This is a genomic window from Chryseobacterium sp. MEBOG07 (assembly GCF_021869745.1).
In the GTDB taxonomy this organism is placed as follows: Bacteria; Bacteroidota; Bacteroidia; order Flavobacteriales; family Weeksellaceae; genus Chryseobacterium; species Chryseobacterium viscerum.
Genome location: NZ_CP084579.1, coordinates 3,282,081 through 3,308,250, shown reverse-complemented (window position 1 = coordinate 3,308,250; position 26,170 = coordinate 3,282,081). Strand labels below are relative to the sequence as shown.

Sequence of the window (26,170 nt, the reverse complement as noted above, 5' to 3'; positions counted from 1 at the left end):
TGTCTTCTACAGCCTATCATTCTCATATGCTGAAAAATATTTATCTTTAGACTCTGTAAAATTAAATACATAAAGCATCAGAAGATAGCTGTAAAAACCCTTGAAAAGACTATTTAACCATTTTAAATTCAGATTTCATCAAAGCTTCAGACTATTAAATCTTAATCCAAGAGCAAGTGTTCCTGTTCTGATTATTCTGGGAGTTTTGATCATCATGAAATTACCCGAAAGCTATTATTATCCATTTTTATTTTTTATACTGACACTGCTTTTTCATTACGAAAGAAAAGACATTCCTTTTCTGAAAAAAGTCTTTGTTAAAAGCTGGCGGTTGATCATTGTATTGGAAGCAGCCATTATTTACGGTATTCTGCTATGCGGAAACATTCATTATCAATTGGAGAAAACCGCATTATTATCTCTGCCCATGTTGCTTTTGCTGGCTTTTGTGACTCCAAGATCAAAGCCATGGTTTGCCTTACAATGGAATTTTATTCCGGACGATTTGTTTGAATGGAAAAGTTTCCTGAGAAAAAATACCTGGCTGGCGACCCTGGGACTTATTCTGATCTGGGGTTCATCTTACCATCCGATAGTTTTGATCCTGACAGGAACTTTTGTATTGGATTATATTTCACATATTTACGAGCCCAATGAAAACAAAGAGATGCTCGAAATGTATTTCAAAAAATATACTTTAAAAGAGAAGCTCAGGAGAAATTCTCTGTTTTTCAATACTTTGCTTTTGCCCACTTACTGCTTATTTCTGATTTTCAATACGGCAGAAAGTTTATATGTTCTCTATTATTTTGTCTTTATGAATTTGTATGTAATGTTGATTCTGACCCGGAAATATAAACAGTATCATTATAAAGAAAAGAACAATTATTATAATATTGGAGTATTTATTGAGTATACTTTATGCTGTATGACCATTATTCCTGCCTTATTCCTATTGAAAAACAATATAAAAGAAGCTTCTCAAAATATCAAGACCTATGTTGGAGATTAAAAATATAAATGTTCATTTTAAAAATCAGAAGGTTTTGAACGATCTGAGTATAGCAATAGAAGAAGGATGTATATTGGGACTGCTTGGGAAAAACGGCGCAGGAAAAACCACGCTGTTTGAATCATTGTACCGAAGTGTACCGTTTTCAGGAAATATTACCTGGAAGAATGAACGGCTGAAACGGGAAATGATTTCCTACCTGGAAACTGAAAACTATTTTTACCCTTACATTACCGGAGAAGAATATCTGGCTTATTTTACATCAAAAAAAGAAGCTGAAATCAAAGACATTATTGAGAGATTCAACCTTCCGCTGAAAAAATATGTACAATATTATTCCAGCGGAATGAAGAAAAAGCTGGCACTCACCGGAATGCTGATGCTGGATAAGCCTATTAACATTCTGGATGAACCCTTCAATGGAGTAGATTTTGAAGGCGTCCATATTCTTTATGATATTATCAGGCAGCTGAAGTCTGAAAATAAAGTAGTGATTGTAAGTTCCCATATCATTGAAACCCTCTTTCATACCTGTGATAAAATCGCTCTTCTGCAAGATGGGAAAATTGAAAAAATCTACGGAAAGGAAGAATTTAGCCAGTTGAATACTCTTAAATTCTAGAGATAAAGTTTAAAACTTTAACAATTGAAATCAAACCTGTTCATTGATTTTTCTGTATTAAAGCGTAAGTTTTGCATATCTCTTTCTTACGATCAGCATAATAAGCGCTGAAATCATACTGATAATACTGCACCCTATTATGTTTTCAATGCCATAACGGGAAATCCAAAACCCTCCGAACAAAGTCCCTGCCGTTACTGCAAAATTTCCGCAAGAAGTAAAAATACTATTGATGAATTCAGAAGAACATGCAGTAGAGGAGGTTATATTGATGTTGCTGATCAGAAAACCTCCGGAATGAACCAATCCCCAACATCCGATAATCCATATCATAGGTGTGATAAAAGTTCCGTAATGTCCGATCAACAGATGAATCCCGGATAATAAAATCAAAAACAGAAGAGTGGTTTGAAACGGATACCGGCTCATATATTTTCCTGCTATTTTATTTCCTGCAATCCCTACAGTGCCAAATAAAAACAGCATCAGACTGATTTGTTTTCCGCTCATCTTAGTCACATGCTGAAGAAAATCAGCCATATAGCCATACGTGGAATACATGCCTGCAATGATGAAAAATGCAAGAAAAAGACTGATCCACAAAAGCTTACTGTGAAAGATTTCAGTAGGAAACCTCTTTAATACGTCTTTTGTCGTTGGAATAGAAGGCAAATAAAACCAAACCCCTATCAAAGCAACTCCATTAATAAAAGCTGTCAAGACAAAAGAAGACTGCCAGGAAAACAGATCAGACATAAAAGTTGCCAAGGGAACTCCCAGTACCGTTGCCAGGGTAAGCCCGGAGAAAATAATACTCACCGCTTTTGATTTCTCTTTGGGATCTGAAGTTGCTCCCGCAGCAGATAAAGCAATAGACCAATACACCGGATGGAAAAATGCAGGAATCATTCTGACAGCAAGTAACACATAAAAATTGGTCATACAGGCAGACAGAATATTGGTCACAACAAAAATAAATAGGGAAAAAATCAACAGACTTTTCTTTTTGAAAGAGGATAATGCAAGCAGCATAAATGGACCAAAAACAGCAACGATCAAGGCAAAAGCACTCAGCAGCCATCCTGCTTTTTCAATAGAGACCCGGAATGCAGATGCTATTTCGGGGAGTACACCGATGACTCCAAATTCAGTGGTCGTAATTCCGAAAACACCTAAAGCCAGTACATAAAGATTTCTGTTCATTTTCATTATTTTTTTGCAAATTTGCAGAATAGACTATCGGAAAGCTATATACTTACCTTTTAGTTCTATACTCACCTTTTTGAAAGTGTAACTGTAAAAAACGATTCCTATGCCTGAGTTTTTCCATGATAAAAGACTGTATTATACCCCCATTGAATTTGCATTAAGCCATATCGGAGGAACCTGGAAAATGCCTATTTTGTGGAGATTACAGGAGAAACCGCTTCGTTTCAGCGAACTTAAAAAGGATATTCCCCATATCACGGATAAAATGCTGACCAGCCAGCTGCGTGAGCTGGAAGCTAAAGACATGATTCACCGTGAAGTATATCCCGTAGTTCCTCCAAAAGTGGAATACAGCCTTACAGAGAAAGGAAAAAAAGCCATTCCGGTCATTGAAACCATTATGACATTTGGCTACGATCTGATTAAAGATGAAGGAATTGTCTTTCCGCCTAAAGAATGAAAAGCCACCTGTTTTTCTATTAAATAATAGCTTTTTTCATACCTTCACATAAAATCTATTTCAATACAATGAAGCTGAAATTAGGGATATTAGACCAGTCACCTTTAGCAATGGGGGGGACTGCTGCATCTGCATTGACCAACAGTATTAATCTTGCCTTATTGGCTGAAGAGACAGGGTTTCACAGCATCATGTATTCCGAGCATCATGGAGTAGAAGCCTATGGAAGCTCCAGTCCTGAACTTTTAGCAGCTATTATCCTGAGCAAAACAAACCGCATCAAAATAGGAACAGCCGGAATTATGATGAGAAACTATTCGGCTTATAAAATTGCAGAATGGGCCAAAATGCTGTCAACCGTATATCCCGAACGTTTTATTCTCGGATTGGGAAAAGCTCCCGGTGGATTAAAAGATGCTGTCATGGCTTTGAATAATCATAAACCCGTCGTCCTGTCTAATATGGAAACGAAACTGGAAGAAATTATTCAGTTCATCAGGGATGAAAAAGGAGTATATGAGGGTCTTATTGCACAACCTACGCAAGTACAGCATATTCCAGAAATCATGTGGCTGGGATCAGGGATGACTTCTGCAAAAGAAGCCGCAAAACATGGAATAGGATATTCTTTTGCCGCTTTTATGAACAGTGAAAACGGAATGGAAAATACAGAGGCTTATCTCAGAGAATTTGATGGGAGCCAGTATTTTTCCAAGCCTCCTCTGCAGGTTGCAGTGGCTGTGTCGGTAGCAGACAGTATTGAAGAAGCCAGACGGAATGCGTATGGGATGGCCTATCAGTTTTTACAATCCCGCCAGCTAGCCAGCCCGAATGCCGTTCTTTCTTCTGAAGATATAGAGCAAAAGATATTGGGAACTGAAGATGAAGATGAGTTTTTTACAATTTTAGACAGAATTATAATCGAAACACCACAGTCTGTTGATCAGAGATTACAGCAGGTTTCAGAGAAATACAATACGGATGATCTCCTGATATTGTGCAATATGCACCGTGAGAAAGATCGAATCTATACCTATAAAAGTATCATTAAATATAATAAATAACCCCGCAGAATATCTGAAGTTACTGTTGTATGCAAGGGGTGTTTTAAAAAATAAAATAGCCCTATGAAGCAGGAAAATTCAATGTTATATATCATTACAGGTGGTCCCGGAGCGGGAAAAACGACCTTACTGGATGAATTCAATAGAAACGGACTGACGGTTGTTCCTGAAGAAGGTAGGAAAATCATAAAAGAACAGATCCATTCCGGTGGAGAGGGACTTCCATGGTTGGATAAGGAACTTTTTGCCCATCTGATGTTTGAAGAGTCTGTAAAAAATTACCAAAAAATAACTCAGATCACCCATCCGAAACCTGTTTTCTTTGACCGTGGGATATTGGATACGCTGGGGTACATGAGGCTTGAAAATATTCCCATTCCTGAATCAATGGAATTAAAAGCCAGAGAAATGGTTTATAATAGCACTGTATTCATTCTTCCACCATGGAAAAAGATTTATGAAAATGATCCCGAAAGAAAACAAACCTTTGAAAAAGCAATACTTACATTTGAATGCATGAAAGAAATTTATCAGAAATATGATTATAGTCCCATAGAAGTCCCGAAAGCTGCAGTTGAAAACAGAGTACGCTTCATCCTTGATTTTATTTCATGTAATAATTAGATTAATTATCTCATCATCTATCATCTATCAATTATCATTCATCATCTATAATATGAACCATCTTCCTTTTGAAAAAGAACTCATTGAACTGGCTGACAAAGATCTGTCCGTCAGAAAAAAGCTGCTAAAAGCAGGAGAATTATCCGGCGGTTATCATCCTGAAATGGAAAATATTCATAAAGCCAATGCAAAAAGGCTTAGGGAAATTATAACCGAAATCGGTTATCCCACCATTTCAAAAGTAGGTAAAGAAGCAAGTGATGCAGCCTGGCTGATCATCCAGCATGCTATTGGTGAGCCGGAATTTATGAAAGAATGCTATACCATGATGGAGAATGAGAGTAATGATATTAATCCAGTCAATAAAGCTTATTTATACGACCGTATTCAGTTTTTTCAAAGTAAGCCGCAAAGATATGGGACACAATTAACGGCTGAGGGAATGATTTATCCTGTAGAAAATAAAGAAGACTTAAATAAAGAACGTAAAAAGGCAAACCTGCCGGAATTATCTCAAGAAGAAATCAATAAAATTCCGGAAGTTCAGAACATTCCGGAAATAGAGAGTAAAGATGCTGATTATACAGTTTGGAGAAAAAAAGCAGGATGGATTTAGAGCCTTTTTCAGTCTCCCTAATTAGTTTTTAACACTTCACGCACTTCAATATTCCCCCCGATTTTAAAGATAGGATTTCCTTTAGCCATTTCTACCGCTTCATCAATAGATTCTGCCCGTACAATAATATACCCGCTGATGAACTCCTTGATTTCGGTATAAGGACCATCTGTTACGATATTATCCGGTTTTACTGTTTTTGCAGTTCCCGGTGCAGGTAAAAGAGTATTTCCCTTATCTACCAGTTTGTTTTGAGCAGCAATACTTCCCAGCCAGTTCATACGTTCCTGGATCTGCTCCGGGGAAGGTTTAAAATCAGAAATATCTTTCAGTCTGAAGATCAATGCAAATTCTTTCATGTTTAAATTCTTTTTATAATGACGATTAAAACTCCACGATAGGGACAGAATTTTTAATTTTATTTTAAATCGATCCTTCAGCTGATAGAGTATAATCCTATCCTTTCATTCTTTTAGTTGTTTAATAAAGGTCTGGGATCAAACAAAACTTTTAATGAATGAATCTTTCCATCTTTTATATGATACCATCCGGAAGCTTCTACCGTTTTTTCTCCCATATCAATAGAATACCAAAGACATGTGTCTTCTCCGGCTGTAAAAGTTTTGAGAATTTCATACTTAAACTTCATCTGTTTCATATCTGTGATATAAACAGAAGCACCTTCTCTTTTTCCCAGTACTCCAATAAATTTAAAATCATGGTCAAGACAGCTTTCTGCCATGTCAAAATTTTCCTCATTTAAATATTGGATAAACTGTTCTGCTGTATTGTTCATAAGTCTTATTTTTATTGTTAAATACAAATTTAGCTGGTCGCATAGCATTTCATCTGTGATTGTAGTCACAAAAAGATTCGTAATTTTTACTATTTTAAGCTTGGAATTCTGCCTTTTGCATAAGCGATCTGCTCTTTTTCCTTTTCCTGATCCGGATTGTTTTTAAGGTACATCTGATAATAGGTTATGGCATTTTTTGGCTGTTTTAGATTGAGATCATAAAGAAGCCCCAGGCGGTAATAAATAATATTGCTGGTACCAAAGGTTAGCCCTCTTTTATAAGCAGTTACAGCATCATTATATTGATTTTTCGCTTCATAAATACCCGCTAGTGCTGCATAATAAAGAGTCGTGTGATCCGAAATCGCTTCATCAATGGTCTTTTGGGCATAGATTGCAGCATTGTTATAATCTTTCAGTTCGCGGTAGCTTAATGCCATATAATACAAGATGCCTTCATTTTGTACCCCCATTTCTTCAAGTATTTTATAAAGACTGATGCACTTTTGATAATCCTTTACATAAAAGTAAGCTTGTCCCATATCGTTCATCACATTTACATCTGCATGATTTTTCAAGAGTTTTTCCCCTGTTTCAATTACTTCTGTATATTTACCAAGCCGATTGGCGATGGATAACTGAGCTTGCTGCAAAGTGAAGTTTTCCGTGTCAGAAGCAATAGCTATTTTCAATACATCATAGGCTGGCTGATATTGTTTGAGTCCATTGTAAACCATAGAAAGATCATAAGACACATCAGGATCTATAGAATTTATAGCATTGGCTTTTTTAAGGTAATTCAATTTTGTATTTGGAGTTTCTGCATAGGCTGCAAGCTGTTTATAAGCATTAAAGTTAAGACTGTCCAGCTGAATGATCTGCTGAAGATAAGTCTTAGCATTGGAAACATTGCCCCGTCTGGAATTGATCCCGGCCAAACTGAATAGAGTAGTCATATTGTTAGGTTGAATTGTATTGATTTTCAGGTAGTTTTTTTCAGCTTCAGGAAGTTTTCCTGCCATCATATTACAATAGGCAATTTGTGAAAGAGCTTTCATATCCTGAGTGTCTTCCGGATATATGCTTTGCAGATATCGGGCTGCATCGGCATACCGTTGTGTTTCATAATATTCAAGAAGCTTTTCATTATCAATTTTTGCAGATTGAGCTGTGATTTTGTTAAAGCCTAATACAAATAGACACAAACAAATTCCTGTTTTCATCATGGTTATTTTTTAACTAAAATATTGGTTATTTAATAAGATTCCAAATTTTATAATCACTTATTGGGGATTTTACTAATTTTACGAATAATTTGTGTTAAAAATTGAAACATCACTTTACAAAAATATGATCAGATAAAGTAAGACAGATATGGAAATAAGAACTGTAGAATCATTCCTGGATTATTATAAAAAGATAAGAGAAAGAACCCATCGTATTATTGAAGTGGTTCCTCCCGAACACATTGATTTTTCCTATAAATCCGGGAAATTTACGATTGGCGACCAGATAAGACATATTGCTGCTATTGAGCGGTATATGTATGGGGAAACTATTTCCGGAAGAAAAAGTGCCTATCCGGGATGTGGAAAAGATCTGGCTGACGGCTATGAAAATAGTGTTGCATTTTTCAATGAGATGCATAGACAGACATTGGAAATTATCAACGGACTATCTGATGAAGATCTTACCCGTAAATGCTTAACTCCGGCTAACAACGAAATTTCAATATGGAAATGGCTTCGTGCCATGATAGAACATGAAATTCATCACAGAGCAGAATTATATATCTATCTGAATCTTCTGGATGTAAAAACACCCCAGATCTACGGATTTTCTGCGGAAGAAGTTCAGGAAATGAGTGTGAAATTATAGGATTAAAAGCAATCATTGAAGGCTATTTAATCGGGTGGGGTTAATTTGTATATTAGTCCATTCAAAAAATAGTAATGACCAGACCTTTCATCATTCCTCTAGTGCTGTTACTAAACAGTGCTTATGCACAGACGCATTCAGAACTGAAACCGAGAGATACTTTAAAATATGCTCCCCAGTCTCATAAACCTTCATGGATTTCGGTACAGTCCGCAGATGCGAATTTGGGGGTTGCCTTGTTCATGGATGGCAAGAAATTGAAAGAACAGGATGATTCCAGAGGAATAAAAAGTGTAGAACGTTTATACTTTACCCCGGAAAAAGGGAAAAAATATGAGCTTAAAATCTGGGCTAAATCTTATGCTGAGAAAAGTAAAACGGCTAAAGTTTCCATTTTGGAATCTAAAAATATAACTATACTGGATGGGCGGTTCAGCCCTGACCAGTTTGTGGAAGATCTTAGAACATTCCGCTCTATCAGAGAAAAAGCCAACTCAGGCTTGTATGTCTACAGAACCAGAAAACAGATTGACAGCATTTATCAGCAGGCTGAGATAGAAGCCCGAAACAGCAAAAATATTTTCGATTTTTATAAAGTTATTGCCAATGTTACCGGATTTGAAGGAAGCTGTCATAACTACACAGATCTGCCCAACCACGCTTCTTATTACCTCACTCAAAAACCGGAATATTTACCCATTACATTGAAGAATATGGATGGCCGTCTGCTTCAGGATTCAAAAGATGTGGCATTACCTTTAGGTGCCGAAATCCTTTCTATCAATGGAATTCCTGCGAAAGAAATGATTAGCCGTTTTTCAAAATATTATTTTTCTGACGGATATTCAATGTCTTACAAAGAAACAACGGGTTTTGAGAGAGGTATGCTGGACAAGTTTTATATAGAATTCGGGACTCACAAAAACTATGTCATCAGCTATCAATGGAATGGAAATATAAAAGAAGTTTCATTACCGGGAATCTCATTAGAAAACTTTAAAAAGCTTCAGGATTCAAGACATTCATTAACTTTTGACAAAAAACTACTCTCCGAAAAATACAGTTTTACGAAAGAAGGAGATGGAATATACCGGTTATCTTTGAGAGGATTTGATTTTGCAACCGGAAAAGAAGATCCTGCGTATAAAAAATTCAGTGTTTTCCTTGATCAGATGATGGATACCCTGGAACGCGAGAAAATAAAGAACCTTATTATTGATCTTAGAGGAAATACCGGAGGTACAGGAGCTTTGTATGAAAAAGTATTCTCTTATCTTACCCAAAGACCTTTCCGTGACAGCCACTATGCTTATACTAAGTTCAATGAAGTGCCTACGGAAGAGAAACTGATCATCACTTCTCTTTTTCTTTCCAATGGAGTACAGGATAAGCATGGACTGAATGCCTATCTGAAACAGCTTTATCCTAAAGATGTTCAGGGAAAATATTACTGGGCAGATGATAAAAATCCTTTAATTATGCCTAATGAAAGAACATTTAAAGGGCAGCTTTATCTGCTGGTAGATCAGCGTGTCGCTTCTGCAGCTTCACATCTTGCCTCATTGATTAAATCCTACACCAATGCAGTAGTAATCGGAAAAGAAACAGTAGGTGGGTATTACGAACATAACGGGCATCTTCCATTGGTATATGAACTTCCCAATACCGGCATCCAGACAGGATTTTCTATTGTTCATGTGATTCAGGATGCACAGGATCTTCCGGATCAGAAAAGAGGACAGGGGATTATACCCCATATAAAAGTTCAGGAGACTGACCAGGAGTTTCTGGATCAGACTGATGTTTATCTCAAAAAAGTCTCAGAGCTTAGAAAGCCGTAAAAATCATTCATTGAAGTATTATAGATAAAACCCTCTGAAAATTCATTATTTCAGAGGGTTTTATTGTTGCTGAAATTTAAAATAATTTTATATTATTTCCATTTTAAGTGATAAATATGATGTTTTTATTTATTAAAAATTGTTAAATATTGATCTGATATAGAGTTGTTTAATTATTATTTTTAATCATTTGCTTTAGAATTATTTAGGAAAAGTCGTAGAACTACTACAAATTTTCAGATTAGCTTACGAAAATTTTTTGAATAGCAATTACCGTTTTATCTTTGTAATACCACCAATCAATTACAAAAAAAATTAATAATGATTAAAATTTGCATAGCATACCCATAAATTCAGGAATTTAACAGGGAGTAAAGTAGATACAATATTCTGCTTTACCTTTTTACAATTACTATATACCCTGTTTTGATCTTAATATCCGCATTTTATTTCTCAGAATGAAATACGGATAAAGAAAATGTATCTGAACGTTTTTACGTCAGGTAGGTTTTAGCCTTAAAAAATTTGACACCCAATCAATCAAAATATTATAATTATGTTTCAGGACGATCATTCACCCAAAATGCCTGTTTCCAAAGATAAAATTCCAGCTGTAAACAATCTGAAAGATACTCTGACAGATCAGGCGGCCAGCAAAGCTGCTCAGGAAGTACAGAAAAAATCCAGTGGAACCATTAAAAAAGCTACAGAAAAGATGGTTCAGGCTCAAGCCTATACAGGAATGGTTCAGAACGGTTCACAAATGTTTATGAATCAGGTTAAACAGCCTAATCCTCCTACATTGGTAGAAGACAAAGTATGGTCAAAACAGCCTACTTCCGGAATTTACAATGCCAATACAATTCCTGGCAATCAGGTAGCAGGAATCAACCGTGTAATACAGCTTGAAATAGTGATTGACGGAAAAGTAATCAAACATTTCAAGCATTTTCAATTAAAACAAAGTGCTGTAAAACATCACGAATTTGATCTGATGTTGGCTCATGATACATTAGGAAGCTCAGAAAATCATAATCTGGAAGAAGCTCAGAATTTTCTTGGTAAAAGAATTACCGTAATTTTCAGATATAAAGATGTAGAAGACGGCCCCGAAAGAAACTTTGTAGGAGTGATTACTGAAGTAGGTTTCAGCCAGGAGAAAGGAAGTCTTGGAAATATTGTCCTCACGGGGTCAAGTCCTACAGTCCTGTTGGATGCAGCTCCACATATTCAAAGTTTTGGAGGAGCACAGGAAATCAGTCTGAACAGCATTGCAGATCAGGTCATCAAAGAAGGTCTGGGGCAGAATAGCTTTGATTTCAGAGTAGATGCAGCACACGGAAATATTTCTTATACTTCTCAATATGAAGAAACTCATTACAACTATCTGGCAAGAATTGCAGAAGCCTATGGGGAACAGTTTTATTATGATGGTGAAGTTCTTCATTTCGGGAAACTTCCCCCTCAGGAAAAACCTGTAAAACTGACGTATGGAAGCAGTGTAAGCGATATCAAAATAAAGATGAAAGCTCAGCATGTAAACCCATCATTTTATGGATATAACAGCAGTAAAAATGAAAAATTAACCGCTGGGAATTCAAAGATTAATCATACTTCGGATATTGCAAAAAGAGCCTACGAAATTTCAGAAAAAACTTTTACAACCCCTTCGCTAAGAGTGGCTCCTATAAAAGCAGTGTCTTTTATGGATGTGGAAAATTCCCAGAAAGGAACAGCAGGAAGCAAAGCTTCTGAGGTATTTGTTATTTCAGGAATTACCACAGTACCATTTCTTTATCCTGGATGTATTGCTGATATTGAAATGCGAAAAGCCGAAAGCAGTGAAACCACTTATTTCACCAAGCTTATGATTATGGATATGCATCATGAGGTGGATGCCCGCGGATATTATACCGGAACATTTGAGGCCATAGCTTCCGATACAGGATTTATTCCCCGCCCGGAGTTTCACACACCGAAAGCAGATGCTCAGTTTGCAAAAGTAATCTCCAATACAGATCCTTTAAATCAGGGAAGAGTGAAAGTTCAATTTGATTGGCAAAATGGCTCTACCACAAGCGAATATATCCGGGTAATGACTCCCGATGGTGGTGGAAGCGAAAAAGTGAGCAAAAATAGAGGATTCATGGCAATTCCGGAAGTGGGAGATCAGGTAGTGGTCAACTTTGCCCATCAGAACCCTGACCGCCCGTTTGTGATGGGAGGAATGTTCCATGGTGGAGTTGGAGGCGGTGGCGGAACCGGAAATAACATCAAAAGTCTTAGCAGTAAAAGTGGACATACCATGAGCTTAGACGATGCCGGAGGAATTACAGTAAGAGACAAAGATCAAAACTCCGTTTTTCTTGATGGAGCCGGAAATATAACCATAGACAGTAAAATTTCCATTACCCTAAACTGTGGAAGCAGTTCTCTTTATATGGATAAAGATGGTAATATTCAGATCAAAGGAAAAGAAATATTTGTACAGGGAATCAATATCGGAGTCGGAGGAACATCGAGCATTGGAGTGGGAGTAGGACCGGAAGACGGTGATCCTACTTCAGGAATCGGAATCAAATCAGAGACCTTGGATATCGGAACCAAAACACTTTCCATGAGAGGAGATACTGAAGCTAATCTCAGCAGTGAAGGAAAAATAAATGTCGGCGGCGGAAGTGAGACAAATATTGTAAGTGGAACTGTAAAACTGAATTAACGCAGATGAATCCTGTAGACCTGGAGTTGGTAAAATTAAAAAGACAATGGCAGAAAGTAGTCTCAAAGAATGAGGAGAAACCTATGCTGATCTGTATAGGAGAAAAACATGAAACCGATCTTTTTGATGGGTTTATCAAATCGAGACTTTCTGAAGATGAAGAAAGCGATGATGTTTTTTTGCTCCATTATCAGGAATTTAACGGGATGAATTCATTCGGGCAGACCTTACTGGACGAATGGACTGAGTTCTACGAAATGTTGAAAAAAAGCGAAGAAGATATTCCGCAATGGGAGTTGAAAAATCCGGAAGAAACATTTAAAACAGATGCCTATAAAGCATTTTATCCTCTGCTTGAACTCAAGAAAAACTTCCCCAATATTCAACATTCCAAAATCTATCTCTACATCGCTCCGTTAAGGATCAGCGATACTGAAGAATTGTCTTTGTGGGTAAAAGAATGGTGCAGGATCTGTGAAACATCAGAAAATAAAGACATTAAACTGGTCTGGGCCGAGCATCACACGCACAGAACATTATCGCCAATTTCTTCTGCGCACAGTTTTAGAATAGAAGTAGATATTCATCAGTTAATGCAGAATACTGCAGCTCATACCAACCGGAAGAAAAACAGTCCGGATACAGATTTTCAGCAGCAGATTCTCATTGCGAGTAATCATTTAAGCAAAGAAAGATTCAAAGAAGCAGAACATGCGTTGAAAACAGCGGTGAAACTGGCTAAAGAGCAAAAGAACAAACAGGGAGAGATTTCTGCCTACTTTATGCTTACCCAGGCCTATACTGCAGACAAGAAAAAAGAGAGAGCAGAAGATACGTACCAGATTATATTTGAAGAAATAGAACCCGATTCCCCTTTGGAAATTCAGATGTATATGAATTATGGAAGCCATTTATTGAGTAATTCCAAAAAATCCAAAGCAGAAAAAATATTTGAAAAAGCTGCAGAAATAGCACAAAAGATAGGAGAATATGCGATGGCTATTGAATGTTACAGAATCATCGGAACGCTGAATGATACTGTTTTGACAAAAGATAAAATGATCAGGTATTTTGAAAAATGCCTTGATATAGCAAAATTAATGGATCCTTCAGTACGGGAGCAAAGCAGCCTTCGATTTGTGGCGTCAATGCTAATTCTCAAATATGAAGGAGATCGTGAAAAAAAACAAAAACTGGACAGCGAAATGAAGACTTATTTTGGTGATGACTGGAGAGTAAGTGTAGAAAAACCAAAAGCAGGGTAATCTCAAATTAAAAGAATCATGGCAGATCTGAATAAAAAGACAGTAAAACCCATCAAGGTTGAAAAACCGAATATGAATCCGGACCGCTCTTTAAAGGTGAATGCGGATGTGACTTCGGGAAGCTGGGATAAAACCACACAGGGCTGGAAGAACGGGATGAAAAATAATGCTGACTCCCTGAATCCGGTTTCTATGGTGAAATCCTTAGCTGGAGGAGACAGTGCACAGCCTGAGAAAATTAGTGGCGGAGGAGGTGGAGGAAGCGCTGTGACAGCAGAAAAAGCAGCTCCGGAAAGTAAAATAAAATTGATTAAAGTCAACACTCCGGCAATGCCTTCTACTGCGATTCAGCATACGAGTAAGCATTTTGATATTGTGCTGGCCATTGATATCCACTGGACGTTGATTCCGCCGCCGCCATCATTCATGCTCATCCCACTGCCATTGCCGCATCCGTTTATCGGAATTGTTTTTGACATCATGGATTATATTACCATTACGATTCCTATTCCTCAGTTTGCAAGGAATCTGATGCCGTCTCTTCCGGAAAGCATTCCGATGGGAGGCTCCATATACGTTCACGGAAGACACAAGGCAACTACTACTACAAGTGTAATGGGAGTGGTAATTCCGTTCAGGCATATCACTTCATTGATTCCCGTATACCTCATTCCTTTTCCGCAGGAGGCTCCACACGAAGGAGAAGTCTATTATGGTTCACAAACTGTTTTGGCGCAGGGAAGTAAAATGAGTGGAAACCAGCCTCAGCAGGTTCTTACCTGTATGGGATTTCCTTTCGGAATGACCATGTTGCCAGCAATGCCGGACAAACCAAAGAAAAATCCGTTGGCTTACTTTGCCTTCTATAATAATTTTTCAAGTATGTATATTCAGATCAATACGGGAGGACCTGTATTGGTGGGAGGAGCTTTTGTTCCTCATGTCTATACACCCGGTGAAATGCTGATGCGTCTTGCAGGGATGTTTTTAATGAGAAGTCTGACTAAGAAAATAGGGAAACTGGGAGCGAATGGGTTAAAAAAATTGAATAATAGTGTCCTTAAAAAAGCTCCATTCAATAAATTTAAATTTGCCAATGCTTTATCTAAAAAATTATGTCATTGGGGATTGGAACCTGTTAATTTTGCTACAGGAGCTATGGTTTTTGAATGGGATGATTTTGAAATTCAGGGAAGCACTCCTTTACAATGGAGAAATGTATGGCATAGTGACAGACCTTATGATTTTGGGCCTTTAGGAAACGGTATCTTTAATAATCATGATCTTTTTATTCTTCCTGAAGAGGGCAATAAGTTTGCTGGATGGATGCATCCTTATGAGAATATTGCAATGTTGATTCCCGCACCTGAAATCGGAGAAGAAATGACCTATTTCCGAGATCAGAAAATATGGCAGTACAGGCCAAGCAGCAGTATTTGGGTGATCCGGAAAGGAACTGATATCTACACTTACAGAGGTTTCCATCATATTACAGAAGGAACAATCTATAAGGTGATCCGTATTGAATATGGAGACGGCATCATCAGAGAATATGAATATGAAGACCGTAGCATTGTCCTGAAAAGTATAAAGGATGTGAAGAGTGGATTCAGTATAGAAACTGTTATTCATCCTGAATTTAAAAAAGTAACGGAAGTATATTACTGTTATAAAAAACAGAGAGATATGCAGGTTCGTTATGATTATGATGATCTTGGAAATCTTACCCATGTCTGGGATATTCACAAAAAGGCAATTGCCTTTGAATATGACGGGAAAAACCAGGTGGTGAAAAGAACCAACAGAAACGGAATGAGCTATCAGTGGGAATATGATGCAGAAGGAAGAGTAGTTCATACCAAAGGAGTGGATGGGTACATGGAAGGTAGGCTTTTTTATAATGATGACGAAGGTTTTACAGAAGTACTATATCCAAAACAGAACAATAAAACCGAACGCTATTATTACGATGAAAACTTTCTTGTTTACAAAAAAGTAAATGGAGAGGGTGGGGAAACATGGTATGATTTTACAGCGCATAACGAGTTGAAGATGATAGGAAGCCCGGAAGGACGGGTTCAGGGATATACCTATGATGAAATGGGAAATATTAAGACTTTCCATAGTCCCGATGGAGAAGAATATCATTATCAGTACAATGAATTCGGACAGGTGACTGCTCGTTTCTCACCTTCAGGAACTTCTGAAACATGGAATTATGATGAGGTTGGAAGGATGATAAGCCATACTGATGCTGCAGAAGAACGCGTCTATTATGAATATGCCGATGGGGAAAGACTTCCCGAAAGAAGCATAAGAGGAAATGTGACAACCTCTTACGAATATAATAACGGAGGTCAGCTTATTCAATTGACCAATACCATTGGAGCTGAACAATATTGGAAGTATGATGAATATGGAAGATTGCTGGTCTTCAGTCCGAAACCTTTAAACAGGATTCTATGGAACAGGGATAAAATGGGAAGAGTAGTAGAAGTGAATGAACAGGGACAGCTACCATTAAAAGTTCGTTACGATGCTTATGATCTTCCGGTTTATGCTACAGATGGGCGAGCAGAATGGTTGATGAGCTATACTCCTATGGGAAGCCTGAAAAGACAGGTTCGCCGGAATGCGATTACCAGTAAAAAAGAAGAAACCTTAGCTTTTGGATACGATGCTTACGAGAACTTAATGAGCATCACCAATGAAAAAGGAGAGATCTACTCTTTTGAAAGAAATAATAACAATGAAATCATAGGAGAAACAGGCTTTGAGGGGCAGAAAAAATTCTTTGTTCGTGATAAAGACGGATTGGTTACTCAAAAAAGGACCCCTCACGGGAAAAATATCTTTTATGAGTATGATCTGGCAGGAAGAATAACACAAACCCATTATCCGGACGCAACTTGGGAAGCCTATCAGTATGACACTTCAGGATTATTGATCAAAGCAGATAATGAAGATAATAGTGTTAGTTTTCAGAGAAATAAATTAGGACAGATCACCAGTGAAAAACAGGGTGCGCATACCATTCAATATGAATATGACAGTCAGGCAAATCTGATCGGTTTGAAAAGTAGCTTAGGAGCCGAAGTAGACTATTCTTATAATGATCTGGGACAGCTTAAAACAGTAACTGCCGCTACTCCGGAAGTGCATGCACCCTGGCAGATGAATCTTGAGATCAGTCGGAATGGACAAATACTTTCCCGTGAAATGACTGGCGGGATAGAAAGTACTTTTGAATTTGACCATATCGGAATGCCGGTAAGTCAGAAAGTAACAGTGAATAAAACCAATACGACCTTCCATAAAGATTACGACTGGGGAGCCGGAAGCCGATTGCTGCATACGCTGGACAGGGTGACGGGCGGAAGAACAAGATTTGATTACGATGCTTTCGGAAGCCTTGTTGCTGCAGAATATTCGAACGGAGAGGTACAGTACAAAAATCCGGATGCTACGGGATGCTTATATGAAAGTGCCCGGCAGACTGACCGCGTCTACGACAAAGGAGGAAAGCTGATGCGTGATAAAAACTGGTTTTATCATTACGATGAAGAAGGAAATTTATTGTTAAAAAGTAAACGGCCAATCAACAATGCCAAGCCGGAGCATAAAAAAGAACAAGAGAATACACATCCTTATTATAAAACCATTGCTTCAGATTGGCTGAACAGCCCGAAACTGCCGGATGGAGCTGATTTACCCAATGTAAACGAAGACTCTCCAACAGAAATCCAAAACCCGGAATGGTCCTCCGGAGACTGGGCGTATTCCTGGAATGCTAACGGAATGCTGGCCAAAGTAAAACGCCCCGACGGCAAAGATGTAAGCTTTGAGTATGATGCCCTCGGAAGAAGAACCTCAAAAATTGGCCTAAAGAAAATAACTCGTTATATTTGGGATGGTAATGTTCTTCTGCATGAATGGAGTTATGATGCTGAAGAAGTTCCTGTAACGGTTGTAGATGATGACGGAAATGTCATTGTGGGAAAAGAACCTGTGGAGAATGTGGTGACCTGGGTGTATGAAAGAGGAAGTCATGTACCGAGTGCGAAAATAATAGATAATGAATGTTACACGATTGTTAATGATTATTTAGGAACGCCAATACAGGTTTACACTGAAAAAGGAGAAAAGATTTGGGAGAGAGAACTCAACATTTATGGAGATATAAAAGTTGAAATAGGTGTTGGAAATTTTGTGCCTTTCCGTTATCAGGGACAGTACTATGATGTTGAAATTGATCTTTGCTATAATAGGTTAAGGTATTATGATGTAAACAGTGGTTTATATATTAGTAAAGATCCAATAGATATCGATGGAGGTTATAATATTTATGCATATGTTCATGATTCTAACAACTATTTAGATATATTTGGTTTAGCTGGGCAAAGATGGGCTGGAAAAACCAAAAAAGATGGTACACCTTATCAAAAGCCAGGCCCGAAGAGTAAAGGAACTGGTGATCATAATGCTAAAATTGATGAAATCATAGCAAGAGAAACAGCTAAACCAGGCATAACACATTCAGGTGGAGGCTCTATACCTGAAATAACAATTGATACTGAAGGCGGACATAAACCTACAAGAAGAATGGACACTTCTTTTGACAGGGCTGATGGAAGTACATATCATATAAACGTTGGAAGAACATTGGAAGATGGTGAAACTGGTGTCATTCGAGAGAGACTTGCCTTAGAAGATGCTAAAAATGCAGGTCATGAAGTTACATTTGAAGGCTATGGAAAAGCTTCAGCTTATAAATAAAAAAATATTAATATGTCATATATAAATTTAGTAATGTCATTAAAGGATTTCTATCCTTATGTTGAAGAAATTATAGAAAAAAATAATGGAGTCTTTTATATTGAAAATAGAAGAAGTGAGGAGGATATTTATATTGAAAAGGTAAATAGTGATAACTATGATAAAATTGATGATAATCGTGGAAAATTTTTAAAATTCTTTATACTATCTCAGGATATAAAAATTACCAAAAGTATGATTTATCAAGAAGAATATGCCCCATTGGCAATTGTGGGAGAAGGAGGGCGTGACAAAGAAGATAGTATTGAACGCATTAATTTAAGACTTCTTTCAAAAACACCTGAAAAAAGTACTTCTAAGATTTTTAATGCAATTAAAAATAAACTAAAAAAAGACGAGCTTATTGGAATGGGGGTGAAGGGTGGTTCTGCACTTCATAATAATTATTTTTATCAAAAAAAACTGGTTGGAAAGAAAATCTTCAAAACAGATTTTTATAATGATAAAGCTCCATTAGTTAAAGTAGAATAATTAGATTTATAATTTTCGTATTATTAGTAGAATGCCAAACAAAATAAGTATTTTAAATACAATTGATAATGTAATAGAGTATACTAAACTAAACCTCTTTTAGATAAGTATGAATTATCTATATATTGAATACAGAGACTCAGGAAAAGTTTGGTAAACTAGCCATATAAATGGATGTTTGCAGATCTGTCATATTGGACATGGTTGTGTACCTATCTTCTGGTTGTAAATCGAAGTAAATATGGAACTATATGGATTGATGACAGAGCCGGTTTAATGGTCATCTCAAAATTTTAAAAAATTCAATGATAACATAAAATTCATATCGCTTATTCCTTTATAAAATATTTAATCCAAATCCAATCCAAATATATATGAAGAAAATATTCTCTGAACTTAAAGGTTTTGTGGTATTCAGTCCACAGCTTTTAGCAAAATACCTGGAAGAAAATAATCTTCAGGGTAATAATATTTTAAAATATTTTGTAGAAAACGAACATGGGGATGAAATAACGAAATCAGGAATCGCTATTCCAATAATAGGCGTAGAAGAAGACTATTATGCATTCCGGGTTTCAGTGAATGACGAAAAGATTTTGAATGATGATGAGGCAGAGGTGGAGTCGCGAGGCTGGATATTTCAGACCGCTAATAATGAAGTGAAAATTGTCGGCATTGGATATTTAAAAGATATTGCTTCTATTAATGAAGGTAATAGCATAACTCTTTCCTTGGAAAACGGATGGTATTCTTTAAAAATACGGGGTGGAAATAAAAATGGCGAAAGATTATTTGAGCTGAATATGCAGAAACAGGACATGCATCCGGCTTTTAGCGGAGATGTTACCACAGAATATTACTACGGATAAAATATTTGTTAAAAAAGAATGTTAAAAACGAAATATTCCCTGTTTGTGGTTAATCGGTTGATGTTGAGTTGTTAATGTTCTTGTTTTGAAAGCCTGAAAAAACGGAGTTTTCTGTAAAATTATAGAAATTCAAATTTTATTGAAAAAATATTTTGTCAGTAATAAAAAACTTTCTATATTTGCACCACTGAAAACAACGGTATAACCGGAGTTTAAGGAGAGATGGCAGAGTGGTCGATTGCGATAGTCTTGAAAACTATTGACTGTAACAGGTCCGGGGGTTCGAATCCCTCTCTCTCCGCGAGTATAAAAACAAAACCTACTGATCATCAGTAGGTTTTGTTTTTTTATTAAAGTTTCCTTTCCCACATTTTTTTTCCTATTTTCTATAAAGCAAAAATGGTAATTGACCACATTTAGTAAATTTTTAAGGATAAAAAAGCTGACTCAAGAATAAGAATTTAAAAAACAAAGAAACCTGCAACTCATACGAATTACAGGTTTGTGCTTTTGTAAAATACAGGTTTCTAGCTTAATATCTCACAGGGAGCAATACAAATCACCCAGGGACATCTTTTTATTCCCGGAGGAGGACAGCAGGCTTCGGAGCAGCTTACAGCTCCACCGTTGATACTTTTCAACTGATCTCTTGAAATTTTTTTAGAATTTTTCATACTGAAGTAATTAGGTTAGACTTAAGATTTAAGGTTGATTTCCACCGCCACATCCATCATATGGCATGCATTGCCATTTTCCGCTGATTAAACATAATTGACCGCCTCTGCAATCAATACCACCCTTAATTGTTTTCAATTCCTGTCTTTCGATTTTTTTAAATTTTTCATAATATTTAGGTTTAGTGATGTTCGAAATTAATCAATTTTTAGCAACCAAAATAAAAATATATTGAAAATATTTATCTTTAATTAAATTATTTGTGTGATATTTTATTGTAATTCTTCTGAAATCAGGTAAAAATATAATCTGTGTAAAGCGCGGAATACTTGTTTAAACAAGATCTATAAAGAATAGGTCTCATCCAGATAAAATCTTGTCCTGTGACAAGTGAGTTTTCATCATGACTTGGTAATTTTGATTAAAAGTTTTTAACTAACCTCAAATCCCAATAATAGTATGAAAAATGTATTCAAATTCTACAATCTGTTGAAAACAATACTGATCATTGCAATCAGTATGTGTACAACATCACAGTTATATGGACAGAAAATAAAACCTTCTGAGAGTGGCTATGCCCCTGTTAATGGTATTAAAGTGTATTATGAAGTGTATGGACAAGGAGCGCCCATTGTATTACTGCATGGTGCCTTTATGACCATTGATATGAATTGGGGAGAATTGATTCCTGAGCTCTCAAAAAACCGAAAAGTAATCGCTATTGAACTGCAGGGACATGGACACACCCCTTTTTCAGAACGAAAATTATCGCATGCCACGTTAGCAAGTGATGTAGCAGGGGTAATGGATTATCTGAAAGTTGATAAAGCAGATGTCGTAGGATATAGTTTTGGGGGAGCCATTGCCTACCAGTTTGCTATACAGAATGCCAAAAGGCTAAATAAGCTGGTGATTATTTCAGCAACCTATAAAAGCAGTGGCTGGATACCTGAAGTAAGTAATGCTTTTAAAACAATGAAACCTGCCTTTTTTATGAACAGTCCTCTGCAAACCGGATATGAGGCTGTAGCCCCTGATAAGACAAAATGGACAAAATTCTTAGAGCAGATGATCGCTGCTGCCGGACAGCCTTTTGATTTGGGAGATTCTAATATTTCTAAAATTTCAGCACCTGTTTTAATTATATCCGGGGACAATGATGGACTGGATAAAATAGAGCTTGCAAAAACCTATAAATTATTAGGCGGTGGTATTGCTGCTGATATGGGCGCTATGCCTAAATCTCAGTTGGCAGTTGTTCCTGGTCAAAGCCATGTCAGCCTGATGATGCAGACCACAACGATTCTGAATTATCTGAATGGTTTTTTAAAATAGCCTGATAAATAGTATTATGAATACAAAATTTGAAGCGGGAATCAATATCGCCATAAAAATTCCCAAAAATAAATATGAAAAAACAGTTGCTTTTTACAGAGATATTTTAAAGTTTGAAGTTGAGGAAAAACCGATTAATAATCCCACGATTTCCAGAACCCATGAAGTGAAATTCGGGAATAACGTCCTTTGGTTAGATTGTGTGGACAACTACACCCATTCCGAAACCTGGTTACAGCTTATAGTTCCTGATATAGAAGAAGCAACAGAATATTTGCAGTCAAATGGCATAGAAACCTGTGACGAAATTGAAAAACTTCCTGAAAATATGCATTGGATTACGGATCCTGCGGGAACAGTGTTTAATTTACAGCAAACTCTATAGGGAATTGATGGATTTTATTTACAAGAAGATGTACAGATCGAAAGATCTGTACATCTTTATCATCAGAAATTCATATGATTCTAGATCAGAATTTCAAAATCCTTATATCCTTCTGATGTATTTTTAGAAAGTTCCACTTTTATGGTGCATAATGAATTTACAATATCCAGCTGGTTTGGGTTGTTCATATTGACGAAGACGCTGACAATATTATTATTGGTTACAATCTCAACATCTGCCGTAAATAAGGTATGGAAGATCTGTCTGATATTTTTTTGAAGTGTGATAGGATAGCCGCTTTGATAAGGCAATAGGATATCTATTTCATAATCATCACTGAATGTGAATCCTCCGTTGATAAATGTGTAGGAATCAATTTTTATTTTTCCGCTGATTTGTTTGAAGTTTTTTGCTATAATATCATCGTTTGGAATTTCTATTTTGAAGATTTCAATTTTATTTGCATTAGAGGTAAGTTTTTTATTTGAAATGATAAATTCTGAAATCTGAGGAGTATTGTTCAGGATCTGCGTAGTCCCTTTTAATTTTTTTATATTGCCAGCCTGGATGCCGCCCGTTAATGTAAATTTAGAAACAAATCCATCAGACACACTGAAAAAAGGATTTATAAAATGTACAGTGCCTTCTGATAAAAAATGAAAATCTAACCATGGGTTACCTACAGCTCCTGAAAAATGACAATCGTCGAAAGTAACTCCATTCAGAGATGTTATTTCTTTTAAGAGATTGGTACCGGTAGATTCAAAATAACATCCGATAAACTTCAGGTTGGTGGCATTTTCAACTTCAATAGTAGGGGTTGCATCTCCTGCTACTCCTCCTCCTTCTGATCTGCAGGAATAAAAGGTATTAGCCTCGCTCTGATTTTTAATAATGATCATTCGCTTACCACCAAAATTACAGTTATGGAAAGCATTGAAATTACTGGTCCATCCGTTTAATTCAATAGGAGTACCTACATTATAAAAACCTACATTTTTGAAAATATTGATCTGAAAAGGGATATGACACACAAATCCTTTTCCCTTTTCTATATTATAAACATCAATGTTTTCAAATTCAAAAAAAGATTGATCACCATCGATGGCATCAGAATTTACATCAAACCATTGATCTACTTGTGCTCCATTAAAAGACATGTTTCTTAATCTGATATATTGAGGCTTATGAGCTGATGTTTTAAGCATGATTCCTCCTTCTACAGGACTATAACCATTATTAATCACTGTTTTACCAGTTCCATCTCCTATAATTTCGACCTCATTAGGAAGTATTAAAGCTTTAAAAAGTGCATAATTTCCTGCTGGTATGTATAAGGGAACATGCAGTTTTGCTGCCATATCTACCCCTTTTGTAAGAGCTGCCCATCCATCTGTCTGGTCTTGAAGCCCAAACCATCTGGCATCTAATGGTCCAGAAAATTGTAATTTATAATATTTGTCGCCAAACTTTCTATAAATAATGCCATCTAAAACCGTTGTTGGAAGAATGGGGGTGTTATCATGCCATATAGTGGTTTCTCTGTAATTTAAATCAATTCCTGATTTTAAATCGGTTCTTTTAAGGATATCTCCTACAAGAATATCATTCGTGTATAGATATTCAACGTCGCTGATTGGAATGCTCATATTGTTTTGTTTTAAAAATTATTGTGATTGGTAATGAATTGTATACAATGGATAAGTTTACTTTTTAGAGGGGGATCTTTCATAAATTAAAATTTGAATATTGGTGTTTCTGTTCTTATTTATGAAAACAAATTTATCCCACCACAACGCCAAAACTCGTCGTATTAAAATGATTTTATGAAAAATAATGTCCTCAAAAATGGAAAGGGTAAAGAGGCTGCTGGGAAGTGAAAAAGATTTTTTCTATGGTGATTTAGGAAAATATTGAAACTGGATAGCGTATTTTTAATACCTTTAGCCATCCAATCATTAAAATGTTAAAATAGTCCTATGCAGACAAAACCATTCACTTTAATTCTGATAATCTTTTTTCAACTAGTAAGTATAACTGCTTTTTCCCAGAAAACAGCTGCTTTGAACTCTTTATTAGACAAAAATTCTGAATTTATTTTCCCACAAACCACCGATAAAATATCAAAGGCTTTGAATGTAAAAACGGTGTTCTATGAAGATGCCAATGAAGAAAAGTATGCGAAATGGCCTACAAAAACAGGATTGGAACTTTATTGCAGTCTGGGAAAAGATAATACGGTGAATGAAATGTTTTTCACTATTTCAGACAATAAATATTTGATCGTAGAAGGGCTGCCTTTTGGTCTTACCATCAACAAAAGTACATTGCATGATAGTAAAGTTAAATTGAGTAAATACAATCCGAAGATCCAAAAGCTTGATGCCGGCAGTGAATTTCCTGGCGGTTCAAAACTGATTTTTAAGAAAGGAAAACATTATGCAACCTTACTTTTTGACAGTAAAAATCTCTTAAAGTCATTAGGGCTTACAACAGAGCTTATTGATCCGGCTGCGAATTAATGAGTCTAAAAAAGCTTAAAAATAATAGAAAATCCGTCATATAGAGTGGCGGATTTTTTTATTGGTTGAATTGATCCTGATTACAGAAAAAGAGTCTCTGTATATTCATCTGTAAAAATCGTCCGTTTATTTCTTTATTTCCTTAGTCCATTGTTTTCGGTTTGAATAAGAGCCATGGTTCTAATAGTTTTGACCTATCAAAATAGAAACAGTTAATACTATAATAGATGAACAGGGAATTAATTTTTTTAAGAACATTTGCTTTCGCAGCAGTCATTGGACTTGTCTTTTTAACAGCTTCCGCATTCAAAACAGACGGGCATCAGAAATTTACTGAAATAGATGTCGAAAGAATCAATATTGTTGAAAAAGACGGTACTGTAAAAATGATTATTACCAATGTCGGGAAATTTCCTAACGGAGAAGACCAGATCAATGGAAGTCCTACCAATAAAACAAGAAAGAAACGGTCTGGGATGCTTTTCTTCAATGAAGATGGGATTGAATGTGGTGGTTTTATCTATGACGGACAGAAAAATAAGAACGGGCACAGTTCTGGATTATCGCTTACCTATGATCAGTACGACGGAGATCAGGTGATGCAGCTGCTGACTCAGGATTACAGAAAAGGAGATAAAAGAATAGTATCCAGTGGGCTTTATTTCAATGATCGTCCATCAAAAGAATCACAAATCAAAACCGGAGAGATCATGGCAGAGCTGGATCTGCTGAAAGATCCGGAAGCGGTACAGAAAAAATATAAAGAATATGAACAGCAGGGACTGATTGGAGGGGCTCCACGAATGTTGCTTGGGAAAACTAAAGATGAAAATAACGGACTGTTTTTATTTGACAGCAAAGGGCAGCCAAGAGCCAGGTTTTGTGTGGATAAAAATAATGAGGCCAAGCTGGATTTCTTAGATGATAAAGGGAATGTTACTGCCTCGTTTCCCGAAAAGAAAAAATAATAA

Annotated in this window: 24 protein-coding genes and 1 tRNA gene; 18 read left to right on the top strand and 7 right to left on the bottom strand. The window is 36.5% G+C overall.

The window, feature by feature from the left end:
* The first annotated feature begins 100 nt into the window (after positions 1–100).
* Positions 101–1,012, top strand: coding sequence for a hypothetical protein (locus LF886_RS15245; RefSeq protein ID WP_236850318.1), 912 nt, complete (start codon positions 101–103; stop codon positions 1,010–1,012).
* Entirely contained in the window at positions 999–1,634 is a 636-nt protein-coding gene (locus tag LF886_RS15240) for an ATP-binding cassette domain-containing protein (protein ID WP_236850317.1), read from the top strand. Before LF886_RS15245 ends, LF886_RS15240 begins: the two co-directional genes overlap by 14 nt.
* 57 nt (positions 1,635–1,691) lie before the next feature.
* Here the strand turns inward: LF886_RS15240 and LF886_RS15235 are convergent, their stop codons facing one another.
* Positions 1,692–2,837, bottom strand: coding sequence for an MFS transporter (locus tag LF886_RS15235; protein WP_236850316.1), 1,146 nt, complete (start codon positions 2,835–2,837; stop codon positions 1,692–1,694).
* A 109-nt stretch (positions 2,838–2,946) separates the two neighbouring features.
* Here LF886_RS15235 and LF886_RS15230 point away from each other — a divergent pair, with 109 nt between their 5' ends.
* From LF886_RS15230 to LF886_RS15215, 4 genes are all read left to right on the top strand, one after another.
* Positions 2,947–3,303 carry a winged helix-turn-helix transcriptional regulator gene (locus LF886_RS15230; RefSeq protein WP_236850315.1) on the top strand — a complete coding sequence of 119 codons (357 nt, stop codon included), beginning with the start codon at positions 2,947–2,949 and terminating at the stop codon, positions 3,301–3,303.
* 68 nt (positions 3,304–3,371) lie between these two features.
* Positions 3,372–4,367, top strand: a complete 996-nt coding sequence (locus LF886_RS15225) for an MsnO8 family LLM class oxidoreductase (RefSeq protein WP_236850314.1) — start codon at positions 3,372–3,374, stop codon at positions 4,365–4,367.
* A gap of 63 nt (positions 4,368–4,430) precedes the next feature.
* Complete coding sequence (locus LF886_RS15220; protein ID WP_236850313.1) at positions 4,431–4,991, top strand: AAA family ATPase; 561 nt, start codon at positions 4,431–4,433, stop codon at positions 4,989–4,991.
* A 52-nt stretch (positions 4,992–5,043) separates the two neighbouring features.
* Positions 5,044–5,607 carry a DUF6624 domain-containing protein gene (locus tag LF886_RS15215; RefSeq protein ID WP_236850312.1) on the top strand — a complete coding sequence of 188 codons (564 nt, stop codon included), beginning with the start codon at positions 5,044–5,046 and terminating at the stop codon, positions 5,605–5,607.
* Positions 5,608–5,624: 17 nt separating this feature from the next.
* Here the strand turns inward: LF886_RS15215 and LF886_RS15210 are convergent, their stop codons facing one another.
* From LF886_RS15210 to LF886_RS15200, 3 genes are all read right to left on the bottom strand, one after another.
* A complete protein-coding gene (locus tag LF886_RS15210; RefSeq protein ID WP_124537182.1) occupies positions 5,625–5,966 on the bottom strand; it encodes a YciI family protein in 342 nt (113 codons plus the stop codon).
* 113 nt (positions 5,967–6,079) lie between these two features.
* Entirely contained in the window at positions 6,080–6,403 is a 324-nt protein-coding gene (locus LF886_RS15205) for a nuclear transport factor 2 family protein (RefSeq protein WP_236850311.1), read from the bottom strand.
* Positions 6,404–6,492: 89 nt separating this feature from the next.
* A complete protein-coding gene (locus LF886_RS15200) occupies positions 6,493–7,629 on the bottom strand; it encodes a tetratricopeptide repeat protein (RefSeq protein WP_236850310.1) in 1,137 nt (378 codons plus the stop codon).
* A gap of 148 nt (positions 7,630–7,777) precedes the next feature.
* Here LF886_RS15200 and LF886_RS15195 point away from each other — a divergent pair, with 148 nt between their 5' ends.
* The 8 genes from LF886_RS15195 to LF886_RS15160 all read left to right on the top strand — a co-directional run bounded on the left by LF886_RS15195 (position 7,778) and on the right by LF886_RS15160 (position 20,583).
* Positions 7,778–8,281, top strand: coding sequence for a DinB family protein (locus LF886_RS15195; RefSeq protein ID WP_236850309.1), 504 nt, complete (start codon positions 7,778–7,780; stop codon positions 8,279–8,281).
* 74 nt (positions 8,282–8,355) lie between these two features.
* Positions 8,356–10,122, top strand: a complete 1,767-nt coding sequence (locus LF886_RS15190) for a S41 family peptidase (RefSeq protein WP_236850308.1) — start codon at positions 8,356–8,358, stop codon at positions 10,120–10,122.
* Positions 10,123–10,678: 556 nt separating this feature from the next.
* Positions 10,679–12,841: a type VI secretion system Vgr family protein gene (locus tag LF886_RS15185; protein ID WP_236850307.1), complete on the top strand. Its 2,163-nt coding sequence runs from the start codon at positions 10,679–10,681 to the stop codon at positions 12,839–12,841.
* A gap of 5 nt (positions 12,842–12,846) precedes the next feature.
* Complete coding sequence (locus LF886_RS15180; RefSeq protein WP_236850306.1) at positions 12,847–14,106, top strand: tetratricopeptide repeat protein; 1,260 nt, start codon at positions 12,847–12,849, stop codon at positions 14,104–14,106.
* 18 nt (positions 14,107–14,124) lie between these two features.
* Entirely contained in the window at positions 14,125–18,882 is a 4,758-nt protein-coding gene (locus LF886_RS15175) for an RHS repeat-associated core domain-containing protein (RefSeq protein WP_236850305.1), read from the top strand.
* 12 nt (positions 18,883–18,894) lie between these two features.
* The gene (locus LF886_RS15170; RefSeq protein ID WP_236850304.1) at positions 18,895–19,413 is read left to right on the top strand and encodes a hypothetical protein; all 519 of its coding nucleotides are present in this window, start codon (positions 18,895–18,897) and stop codon (positions 19,411–19,413) included.
* A gap of 374 nt (positions 19,414–19,787) precedes the next feature.
* The gene (locus LF886_RS15165; protein ID WP_236850303.1) at positions 19,788–20,282 is read left to right on the top strand and encodes a hypothetical protein; all 495 of its coding nucleotides are present in this window, start codon (positions 19,788–19,790) and stop codon (positions 20,280–20,282) included.
* Positions 20,283–20,498: 216 nt separating this feature from the next.
* Positions 20,499–20,583 (top strand) — tRNA-Ser (locus LF886_RS15160).
* Positions 20,584–20,809: 226 nt separating this feature from the next.
* Here the strand turns inward: LF886_RS15160 and LF886_RS15155 are convergent.
* Positions 20,810–20,956 carry a bacteriocin-like protein gene (locus LF886_RS15155; RefSeq protein ID WP_165835290.1) on the bottom strand — a complete coding sequence of 49 codons (147 nt, stop codon included), beginning with the start codon at positions 20,954–20,956 and terminating at the stop codon, positions 20,810–20,812.
* A gap of 28 nt (positions 20,957–20,984) precedes the next feature.
* The gene (locus tag LF886_RS24145; RefSeq protein WP_410685636.1) at positions 20,985–21,110 is read right to left on the bottom strand and encodes a hypothetical protein; all 126 of its coding nucleotides are present in this window, start codon (positions 21,108–21,110) and stop codon (positions 20,985–20,987) included.
* Between the two features lie 306 nt (positions 21,111–21,416).
* Here LF886_RS24145 and LF886_RS15150 point away from each other — a divergent pair, with 306 nt between their 5' ends.
* Together LF886_RS15150 and LF886_RS15145 are read left to right on the top strand one after the other, a co-directional pair.
* Positions 21,417–22,292, top strand: a complete 876-nt coding sequence (locus tag LF886_RS15150) for an alpha/beta fold hydrolase (RefSeq protein WP_236850302.1) — start codon at positions 21,417–21,419, stop codon at positions 22,290–22,292.
* A 16-nt stretch (positions 22,293–22,308) separates the two neighbouring features.
* Positions 22,309–22,677 carry a VOC family protein gene (locus tag LF886_RS15145; protein WP_236850301.1) on the top strand — a complete coding sequence of 123 codons (369 nt, stop codon included), beginning with the start codon at positions 22,309–22,311 and terminating at the stop codon, positions 22,675–22,677.
* A gap of 80 nt (positions 22,678–22,757) precedes the next feature.
* Here the strand turns inward: LF886_RS15145 and LF886_RS15140 are convergent, their stop codons facing one another.
* Positions 22,758–24,326: a hypothetical protein gene (locus tag LF886_RS15140; protein WP_236850300.1), complete on the bottom strand. Its 1,569-nt coding sequence runs from the start codon at positions 24,324–24,326 to the stop codon at positions 22,758–22,760.
* A gap of 414 nt (positions 24,327–24,740) precedes the next feature.
* On the opposite strand from LF886_RS15140, the gene LF886_RS15135 reads away from it, so the two are divergent.
* Positions 24,741–25,199, top strand: coding sequence for a hypothetical protein (locus LF886_RS15135; protein ID WP_236850299.1), 459 nt, complete (start codon positions 24,741–24,743; stop codon positions 25,197–25,199).
* A 227-nt stretch (positions 25,200–25,426) separates the two neighbouring features.
* Positions 25,427–26,167: a hypothetical protein gene (locus tag LF886_RS15130; protein WP_236850298.1), complete on the top strand. Its 741-nt coding sequence runs from the start codon at positions 25,427–25,429 to the stop codon at positions 26,165–26,167.
* Positions 26,168–26,170: the final 3 nt, after the last annotated feature.

Bases quoted from the DNA above. Each gene is read 5' to 3' on its own strand.
- LF886_RS15150 (WP_236850302.1), top strand. From the start codon at position 21,417: ATGAAAAATGTATTCAAATTCTACAATCTGTTGAAAACAATACTGATC.
- LF886_RS15185 (WP_236850307.1), top strand. From the start codon at position 10,679: ATGTTTCAGGACGATCATTCACCCAAAATGCCTGTTTCCAAAGATAAA.
- LF886_RS15220 (WP_236850313.1), top strand. From the start codon at position 4,431: ATGAAGCAGGAAAATTCAATGTTATATATCATTACAGGTGGTCCCGGA.
- LF886_RS15205 (WP_236850311.1), bottom strand. From the start codon at position 6,403: ATGAACAATACAGCAGAACAGTTTATCCAATATTTAAATGAGGAAAAT.
- LF886_RS15230 (WP_236850315.1), top strand. From the start codon at position 2,947: ATGCCTGAGTTTTTCCATGATAAAAGACTGTATTATACCCCCATTGAA.
- LF886_RS15165 (WP_236850303.1), top strand. From the start codon at position 19,788: ATGAAGAAAATATTCTCTGAACTTAAAGGTTTTGTGGTATTCAGTCCA.
- LF886_RS15180 (WP_236850306.1), top strand. From the start codon at position 12,847: ATGAATCCTGTAGACCTGGAGTTGGTAAAATTAAAAAGACAATGGCAG.
- LF886_RS15235 (WP_236850316.1), bottom strand. From the start codon at position 2,837: ATGAACAGAAATCTTTATGTACTGGCTTTAGGTGTTTTCGGAATTACG.
- LF886_RS15170 (WP_236850304.1), top strand. From the start codon at position 18,895: ATGTCATATATAAATTTAGTAATGTCATTAAAGGATTTCTATCCTTAT.
- LF886_RS15130 (WP_236850298.1), top strand. From the start codon at position 25,427: ATGAACAGGGAATTAATTTTTTTAAGAACATTTGCTTTCGCAGCAGTC.
- LF886_RS15195 (WP_236850309.1), top strand. From the start codon at position 7,778: ATGGAAATAAGAACTGTAGAATCATTCCTGGATTATTATAAAAAGATA.
- LF886_RS15140 (WP_236850300.1), bottom strand. From the start codon at position 24,326: ATGAGCATTCCAATCAGCGACGTTGAATATCTATACACGAATGATATT.
- LF886_RS15240 (WP_236850317.1), top strand. From the start codon at position 999: ATGTTGGAGATTAAAAATATAAATGTTCATTTTAAAAATCAGAAGGTT.
- LF886_RS15215 (WP_236850312.1), top strand. From the start codon at position 5,044: ATGAACCATCTTCCTTTTGAAAAAGAACTCATTGAACTGGCTGACAAA.
- LF886_RS15200 (WP_236850310.1), bottom strand. From the start codon at position 7,629: ATGATGAAAACAGGAATTTGTTTGTGTCTATTTGTATTAGGCTTTAAC.
- LF886_RS15175 (WP_236850305.1), top strand. From the start codon at position 14,125: ATGGCAGATCTGAATAAAAAGACAGTAAAACCCATCAAGGTTGAAAAA.
- LF886_RS15225 (WP_236850314.1), top strand. From the start codon at position 3,372: ATGAAGCTGAAATTAGGGATATTAGACCAGTCACCTTTAGCAATGGGG.
- LF886_RS15155 (WP_165835290.1), bottom strand. From the start codon at position 20,956: ATGAAAAATTCTAAAAAAATTTCAAGAGATCAGTTGAAAAGTATCAAC.
- LF886_RS15145 (WP_236850301.1), top strand. From the start codon at position 22,309: ATGAATACAAAATTTGAAGCGGGAATCAATATCGCCATAAAAATTCCC.
- LF886_RS15190 (WP_236850308.1), top strand. From the start codon at position 8,356: ATGACCAGACCTTTCATCATTCCTCTAGTGCTGTTACTAAACAGTGCT.
- LF886_RS15210 (WP_124537182.1), bottom strand. From the start codon at position 5,966: ATGAAAGAATTTGCATTGATCTTCAGACTGAAAGATATTTCTGATTTT.